This is a genomic window from Microcoleus sp. S13_C5 (genome assembly GCF_036700845.1).
Classification (GTDB): domain Bacteria; phylum Cyanobacteriota; class Cyanobacteriia; order Cyanobacteriales; family Microcoleaceae; genus Microcoleus.
This window is the reverse complement of sequence record NZ_JAUBPR010000205.1, coordinates 1-6117: the sequence shown is the minus strand read 5'-3', so window position 1 is coordinate 6117 and position 6117 is coordinate 1. Positions and strand designations below refer to the sequence as shown.

Sequence of the window (6117 nt, the reverse complement as noted above, 5' to 3'; positions counted from 1 at the left end):
ATCAGTGGTTTGACTCATTTCTATTGGTGGCCGGAAGCAAAAGTTTAATCATGGTTAATCGACCGGACGTGATATCAGATGGAAGGAACTTGAGTTAAATGATGACATAATCTTCGCCCAAAATAGCTTGAGTGACCTGTGGTTCTGGCTCTACTGGGTCGCTGTAATGAGTATCAATGTGTTGGATGAAACTTTCCCGATAAGCTTTGAGATGCGAGTTAAGTGTTTCGATATCCTGCTCTCCTGTCGCGAAACCCCTCTCTCTTCTAAAGTGACCGGATTCCTTAACAAAAGCCATGTCAACTTGCCACAAAGCTGAATCAGTCGGGCGATATGACAAATCAACAATATCGTAAGCTGCGAATCCTTGGGACTTCATAAAACTCATTACATCATACATCTGACCGAATAAAGTAACTTCTACAATTACATATTCAGTCTGCTGCAAAATTTCTGTTGCTCCCGCTAAAACATCTACTTCCTGTCCGTCTACATCGACTTTAATTAAATACGGGCCTGGCAAGTTTCTTTCCCTGCATATTCCATCCAGGGTAATTGCTGGTATGTTTCTCAAATAAGGATTGCTGCTGTCAGTAACGCGCTTTTCAGAAAGTGAAGAATGCAGCATAGAAGGACTGACGTTAAGCGTGAAAACTCCCGCTTCTTTGGTCGCTGCTGCAATAATGTATTCTGCACTTTTGAGTTTGCGGCAAATTTTGGTGAGGTAAGGTTCATTTTCGACGATCGGCTCAATTAGCAAATGTCGCGCATCGGGGAAAGTTTCGTAAAGGTTAAAAGTTCCCAATGCTGCACCGACATCAATCACAGTTTTTGGTTCAAAACCTAATTTTTTAGCCAGCAGCAAGCTGCCTGACATCGAGTTCCTGAGAATTCCTGTTTGTTGTTGACTCACAATTTTTTCCTGATTTCAATGTGGATATAATCAATATTATGTCTTGCAGCAGAGTTATTGTATCTCCGAATAAAGAAACGAAGCAATCGCAAACCTCGGCGATTGCTTCGTTTCGGATCGCAATGACAGAAATAGGTTTCAACTGAGATGTTGCACTATTCTCAATCAGTTTTTTAGGAACAGGCAAGATGCCTGTTCTACGAGTGAATTTTCTTGTGGAACAGGCATCTTGCCTGTTCTTGAGAATGGTGCCTGATGTGAGTTTCAACCCAACCTGCTACGATTTCGCCGACTTCTGCGCCTTGTTTTCTGGTTCTACAGATTGCAAAGCTTCGTCGAGAATTGCCCGTGCTTCTTCGGCTTTACTTCTAGCTTCTCGATAGCGGACATTAGCTTGAGCAAAGTTTTTGAGAACCTTGAAACCATCTTTCAAACGACCAATTTCCTCGGCAGTCACAGCCTCATCTGTAAACAAAATGTCGATCGCAGCCCGGATTTTGAGTGCTTCTTCGCGGGATTCCATGACTTTCAATTTGAGACTTGCCAAATTGCTCAAAATCTGGACGGCTTCAGTAATCGCGTCCTCGCCGTCAGACGCAGCATCTTCGATATCCTTAACTTCAACAAACTGCTTGGGCCCAAATCCCTCCACGAGTTCCGTAGGCAGCTTGCCCTCATCCATGAGTTCCATCAGCCGATCCATCGCTTCTTCGCGGGCTTTGTTTGAATCTTTCCCCTTGACAGTTAAAATAATTTCGGGGCTTTGAGGAAGTGTATAGCGAACCATATTTTGACAGCCTGTGCGCGAAAACAATTGAATGATATTTTATCTTTATTCGATCGCCAGTTGCAGCTATCAATCCGCTCAATTACCAACCGCTTGCCAAAACTTGACACATATACACTCAAAAGGAACCCTCGACAATGAAAGATAAATTTCTTAACTTGCTCAACTTGTTTTTAGTAGCTGATGTGTTTTTCGTCTTTGCCATTTTTGGGTGGTTTGTGATCGCAGTAGCGGGTCGATCGACTGGCGTGAATCTCGGTTTTGATTTGTGGTACAGTCTCTGGCAGCCCGTATTTAATCCCGCCCTGGGAATTCTTATGGGCGGTGCTATTCTCAGCGGTATAATTAACCAAGTTTCTAAACGCCTCAATCCCAAGTAAAATTGATGTTTTGTTGGAGACGGTGATTGGCGATGCTACTTAGTTGGCGATCGAACTTGTGGAATGCGTCAGAGATGAGGCACTCAATTAGGTCGATGAAGCTTGAAAATACATAAGTAGTCAAAAACGAGTGAAACGCTCCCCATAAGAGCGATATCTTATCAAAGCAATCACAAAAGTTATGATAGCTTTACATTCTGTAACAGAGTAAAGTTTATTTTCGCCTACCTATTTACGTCGAAAATCAGGATTGGACGATCGGGATCTAAAAATATCAACTCATATTCGGAGTCACAAAAGTCGGACATTAATTATGGGAGAACAAAAATGTATCGGTATCCTCACCAGCGGAGGTGACTGTGCAGGCTTAAACGCAGTTATCCGAGCCGTTGTTCACCGCGCAACGGGAACTTACAATTGGAAAGTGATGGGGATTCGTCAAGCCACTAACGGATTGATGAGTCGTCCCCCTGAAGCAATTCCGTTGGATATTGAGAAAGTAGACTCGTGGCTCACCATTGGCGGTACGATGCTAGGCACGACAAATAAGGGCGATCCTTTTGCTTTCCCGATGCCTGATGGGACCCTACGCGATCGTTCTGACGACATTATCGAAGGCTATCATCAACTAGGTCTGGATGCCTTAATTGGCATTGGTGGCGACGGCAGTCTCGCCATTCTCAGGAAGATTGCTCAACACGGCAATTTGAATTTAGTGGCTATTCCTAAAACTATTGATAATGATGTCGGAATTACCGAGCGTTCCATCGGTTTTGATACTGCTGTCAATATTGCCACTGAAGCACTCGATCGCTTGCATTTTACTGCAGCTAGTCACAGTCGCGTCATGATTGTTGAAGTCATGGGACGCGACGCTGGACATATTGCGATCAGTGCCGGAATTTCTGGGGGAGCTGATATAATTCTGATTCCCGAAATCCCTTACACAATTTCCAAAATCTGCGCCCAAATCCAAGAACGCCAAGACCGGGGAAAAAATTACTGTTTAATTATAGTAGCGGAGGCAGTTCGCACTGAAGAAGGCGAATTAGTAATGCACACAAATCGCTTAGGTCAAAGTCGATTAGGCGGAATTGGTCAGTATTTAGCTGATACAATTTCTGACTGTAGCGGTGCAGAAACTCGCGTCACTGTTTTGGGACATATTCAACGCGGAGGAACTCCTTCATCGCTAGAAAGGTTAATTGCTTCTGCTTTTGGCGTCGCAGCAGTTGATTTAATTGCCGAAGAGAAATACGACTGCATGGTATCTTGGCAAAAGCGGGAAGTTGTGAGCGTTCCTCTGGAAGATGCGATCGCCAAATACAGACCTGTAGACTTCGATGGTACTCTGGTTAAAACGGCCCGCGGTTTAGGGATTTGTCTGGGAGACTAAACAATTACCCATCCGATTTCTCAAAGATTTAGTCCGGGACGCACTCAGAAGCAAGAAACCGGGTTTTTCAACCGAAACTGAGGGTTTTAAGCCAGTGTATTGTCGTAAAAAAACCAAGGTGATGACCGTCTGTGCTTCCAGGACTAAGATTAACCTGGAAGCAGTGACGTTTCAACTATTTAGTGTAACTTGCAATCAGTTCCAATCGAGTATCGACCCAGAGCGCGATCGCACTCGGAACTACAAAATACCGCAACAAGTGGAAAGGTGAGAAATTGACACCATTTACTACAGAAATTAGAGTACGACATTATGAAATGGATGCTCTCGGTCACGTCAATAATGCTGTTTACCAGCATTATTTAGAACACGCTGCGATCGAACATTTAGAACACTTGGGATTTACACTGGATCGCTACCGGGAATTGGGCGGCGTCTTTGTAATGCGGCGGATAGAGATTGACTATTTGCGATCGGCAGCCGCGGGCGATCGATTGGAGATATCCACTTGGATCGAACAAATGCGCGGCCCGCGCGCTGTCCGCCGCTACGAAATTCGCTTAGCTGGAAGTGACGAAATCTTGTTAAAAGCCGAGGCGCTTTGGGTTTGGGTCGAAGTTACCACCATGCGACCGCGAGCAATTCCCAAACAAATAATTGATATTTTTGAATCACAATCTCAAGCATTACCAACATAGAGAAAAAATTAACTATTATATTTGCAAAATCTTCTAAAAATCTATTGGTTTGTAGTGAGGATTTCAGTCCCCTATTCCCCGTTTGTAGAAGTGCAAAAAGTTGATTGTCGCCGGGGCCGCAAATCCCGATCGCAAAAAGTCGGATCGCCCGCCTGCCAGTTTGGATGCCGCAGAGGTACGATGGAATATAGGGAGGGAGGCCAAGCCGGCGAAGGTTAAGCTTGGTGACAATACCCACAGGAAGGAAAAAATGACACTTAACTTGCGGCGACCGATTTTAATAGGCGGAATAGGACTTTCAGCAGCGCTGTGGCTGCTGGAAACTCTACAGCATTCGGGTTCAGAAATGGGCGAAACGGCACTCATCGGCTTGGCTGCTGCCGGTGCGGGGTATTGGTGGTGGAAGCAACAATCCCCCAAACTAGAACTCGCACTCCCGGAACCCCTGGCGAACCGGGAAGCAGCCGAAAAAGCGATCGCGGCTTCAGAAACCACAATTAAATTGCTGGCTTCAGAAGCTCAAAACTCCGCCGATCCTGCTAATCTAACAGCAAAGCTCGATCGGCTCAGAACCGAATTAGATAGACAAGATTTGCGGATTACCGTCACTGGCGGCAAAGCTGTCGGCAAAACTGCCTTAATTCAAGTTTTAAATTCTAATTTGGCATCTCAACACCCGCAAAAGCTTAGTTTACAAGAAACATCACCGCTGTTTGCTAATACAAATGCCGATGCCAAAATCGGCGGTGATTTAGTGCTGTTTTTAACAGCGGGCGACATCACAGATTCCGAATTTAAAACATTATCTCAGCTAGCTTCCGCAGGTCAGCGCGTGCTGCTAGTCTGGAACAAACAAGACCAATATTTGCCTGAACAGCAGTCGCAGGTTTTGAACTCTTTGCAGCAGAAAATGCAAGGAATATTGGGGACCGAAGATATAATTGCGATCGCAGCTTCTCCCAATTCTATTAAAGTGCGCCAGCACCAAGCGGACGGCACGTTTAAAGAACGCATAGAAAAACAAGTCTCTCAACTCGACGCGCTGACGGAAAGATTGACTAAAATCTTAACTGAAGAACGGCAACAGTTGGTCTGGGCGAGTGCAGTGCGCGAGGCTGCAAGTATCAAGTTAGAGGCAAAAACCTTATTAAATGCGGTCAGGCGCGATCGGGCAATTCCCATTATCGAGCAATATCAGTACATCGCTGCAGCCACCGTCTTTGCTAATCCGGTTCCCGCTTTAGACTTGCTAGCAACAACCGCCATCAGCACCCAGCTCGTAATCGACCTCGGCGCTATCTACCAGCGAAAGTTTTCCTTAGACCAAGCTAAGACAGTAGCGGCTACTTTGGCTAATCAAATGTTCAAATTGGGATTAGTAGAACTGTCTACCCAAACTATTACTGGACTGCTGAAAAGCAATGCCGTCACCTATGTAGCAGGAGGCGCGGTGCAGGGAATTAGTGCAGCATATTTTACCAGAATAGCAGGACTGAGTTTAATTGAATATTTCCAAAGTCAAGAACTGGAAAATGCTCCCAAAGGCATTTTCAATCTCGACCAGTTGACTAAAACTTTGCAAGCAGTATTTACGCAAAATCAGCAAGTTTCCTTCTTGCAATCTTTCGTCAACCAAGTGGCGAGTCGCCTTTCATCTCAGGTATCTGGGCCCGAAACCGTTAAGTCGGCAGCCAATTAGAAGTAGTCCAGCATCTGACGTTGTTAAATTCGGTCGATCGCCCATGATATCCGTAGGGACAGTCCAAAAGCCCATTGGTGTCAACTTAACGTCAAACCCAGTCACAAAAAGCTGTTTGACTATTAAGCCTAGATCCCCCCTTAGCTTGCCCCCTACTCCCCCTTAAGAAGGCTATGCCTTACTCACATCTTTCTTAACAAAGGTGCTCCGGCTTCAGCCGGAGCCGTCCGGGCGCTGGCTGCCT

At 45.4% G+C, this 6117-nt stretch carries 6 protein-coding genes; 4 read left to right on the top strand and 2 right to left on the bottom strand.

What is annotated here, in order from left to right; genetic code table 11:
- Positions 1-94: 94 nt before the first annotated feature.
- Together QUA04_RS28365 and QUA04_RS28360 are read right to left on the bottom strand one after the other, a co-directional pair.
- Entirely contained in the window at positions 95-913 is an 819-nt protein-coding gene (locus QUA04_RS28365) for an FkbM family methyltransferase (protein ID WP_333263761.1), read from the bottom strand.
- 277 nt (positions 914-1190) lie between these two features.
- The gene (locus QUA04_RS28360; RefSeq protein ID WP_333263758.1) at positions 1191-1700 is read right to left on the bottom strand and encodes a hypothetical protein; all 510 of its coding nucleotides are present in this window, start codon (positions 1698-1700) and stop codon (positions 1191-1193) included.
- Between the two features lie 137 nt (positions 1701-1837).
- On the opposite strand from QUA04_RS28360, the gene QUA04_RS28355 reads away from it, so the two are divergent.
- From QUA04_RS28355 to QUA04_RS28340, 4 genes are all read left to right on the top strand, one after another.
- Positions 1838-2080: a hypothetical protein gene (locus QUA04_RS28355; RefSeq protein ID WP_333140736.1), complete on the top strand. Its 243-nt coding sequence runs from the start codon at positions 1838-1840 to the stop codon at positions 2078-2080.
- 313 nt (positions 2081-2393) lie between these two features.
- Positions 2394-3476, top strand: coding sequence for an ATP-dependent 6-phosphofructokinase (locus tag QUA04_RS28350; protein ID WP_333263755.1), 1083 nt, complete (start codon positions 2394-2396; stop codon positions 3474-3476).
- Positions 3477-3751: 275 nt separating this feature from the next.
- Complete coding sequence (locus tag QUA04_RS28345; RefSeq protein WP_333164388.1) at positions 3752-4174, top strand: thioesterase family protein; 423 nt, start codon at positions 3752-3754, stop codon at positions 4172-4174.
- Positions 4175-4424: 250 nt separating this feature from the next.
- Positions 4425-5873 carry a YcjF family protein gene (locus QUA04_RS28340; RefSeq protein WP_445242389.1) on the top strand — a complete coding sequence of 483 codons (1449 nt, stop codon included), beginning with the start codon at positions 4425-4427 and terminating at the stop codon, positions 5871-5873.
- Positions 5874-6117 lie beyond the last annotated feature (244 nt).